Annotated in this window: 2 protein-coding genes; both read left to right on the top strand. The window is 66.1% G+C overall.

What is annotated here, in order from left to right:
- Nucleotides 1-730: GPO family capsid scaffolding protein (locus tag OXQ95_RS18585; protein ID WP_267383110.1), on the top strand; the 730-nt coding region annotated here is incomplete at its 5' end.
- Between the two features lie 43 nt (nucleotides 731-773).
- The coding region (locus OXQ95_RS18580) for a phage major capsid protein, P2 family (RefSeq protein ID WP_267383107.1) at nucleotides 774-1,796 on the top strand (1,023 nt) is incomplete at its 3' end.

Genomic DNA, 1,796 nt, shown 5'->3' with positions numbered 1-1,796 from the left:
GATCGCCGCCAGCTTCAATGCCGAGAACTACGCCCCGCGTGTCAACGTCGAGCACATCAACGGCTACAGCCCCGAGCCGCCGTTCAACGGCTACGGCACCGTCGTTGCGGTGGAAGCCAAGACCGACGCGTTCACGATCGACGGGAAGACCGAGAACCGCCGCTGCCTCTACGTCCAGGTGGACGGCAACGACCAGCTCGTGCAGCTCGCCGCGCGCGACCAGAAGCCGTATCCGTCCGTCGAGCTGACGGACAGCTATGCGGGCACCGGCAAGGTCGGGCTGATCGGCCTCGCCTTTACCGACACGCCGGCGAGCATCGGCACCCAGCGCCTCCAGTTTTCGCGCTCGGCGCCCGGCACCCATTTCTCGGTCGCGCCCGATGCGGTGACGATCGAATTCGAGGCCAAGCAGCCCGAGGCCACCGGCGTCATCGACGCGATCAAGGCCGGATTTGCCGCGCTCGCCGGCAAGTTCACGACCGGCGAGCCCGCGCCGAAGCCCGAGCCCAAACCGCAGCCCAAGGCAGACAACGACAACGACATGGCCGCGTTCGCGACCGCGATGGGCGAGACCATGGCCGCGGCGCTGAAGCCGATCGTGGATGCGCAGGCGAACATGCAGACCGCCTTCGCCACGCTGAAGGGCAAGCTGGAATCGACGCCCGCGCCGGACAGCTTCAGCCGCCCGCCCGCGACCGGCGGCACCGGCGGTCTTCAGACCGACTGCTGATCGCCTCCCGCCCACCTGACGCTCTCGCCCCCGGAGTACCCCGATGCAGACCACCACCCGCCTCGCGTTCAATGCCTATGTCAGCCAGATCGCGAAGCTGAACAGCCTCGACGTCAGCTTCTCGGCCGTGCCCGGCGAACTGAAATCGTTCAACGTGTCCCCGGTCATCGAGCAGCGCCTCCAGGCGAAGCTCCAGACGACGAGCGACTTCCTCGGCCGCGTGAACGTGGTGCCGGTGGTGGCGCAGCAGGGCGCCCGCGTCGGCGTCGGCGTCGGTCGATCGCTCGCCAGCCGCACCGATCGCACGTCGGGCAACCGCCGCACGCCGACCGATCCGAGCGCCTCGGACGGCATCGACCAGTATTTCTGCAAAAAGACCGATTACGACTATGCGTGGTCGTACGCGATGCTCGACGCATGGGCGCACCGTCCCGAGTTCCAGCAGCTCGTGCGCGATGCCGTGATCGTCCAGAAGGCGAGCGACATCATCACGATCGGCTTCAACGGCGTCGATGCCGCGGTGCAGACCGACCGCACCGCCTTCCCGCTGCTCCAGGACGTGAACTGGGGCTGGCTCTACAAGATGCGCACCTATGCGCCCGCGCGGGTTATGGAACACGGCTCGCTCGACACCGCGCACGTCTATGTCGATGATGCCGGCTATGCGGCGGGCAAGGCCGATTACGCCAACCTCGACGCGCTCGTGTTCGACGCGATCCACAACCTGATCCACGAGCGCTTCCGCACCTCGACCGATCTCGTCGTGATCGTCGGCATGGATCTCGTGCACGACAAATACTTCAAGATCATCAGCGAGGCCGGCGACAACGCCATGCAGCAGGTCGCGCGCGACGTGATCCTGTCGAGCCGCCAGCTGGGCGGCAAGCCGACGATGCAGGTGCCGTTCTTCCCGTCGAATGCCATCATGATCACCAGCCTGTCGAACCTCTCCTACTACTGGCAGATGGCTTCGGCGCGGCGCCTGATCCGCGACGAGCCCAGCCTCGACCAAATCGACAACTTCGAGTCGATCAACGACGCCTTCATGGTCGAGGAATACGGCAAG

This window comes from Sphingomonas sp. GC_Shp_6, assembly GCF_026540835.1.
Lineage (GTDB): Bacteria > Pseudomonadota > Alphaproteobacteria > Sphingomonadales > Sphingomonadaceae > Sphingomonas.
The sequence above is the reverse complement of the archived record's forward strand: the minus strand, read 5'-3'. Positions and strand labels throughout refer to the sequence as shown.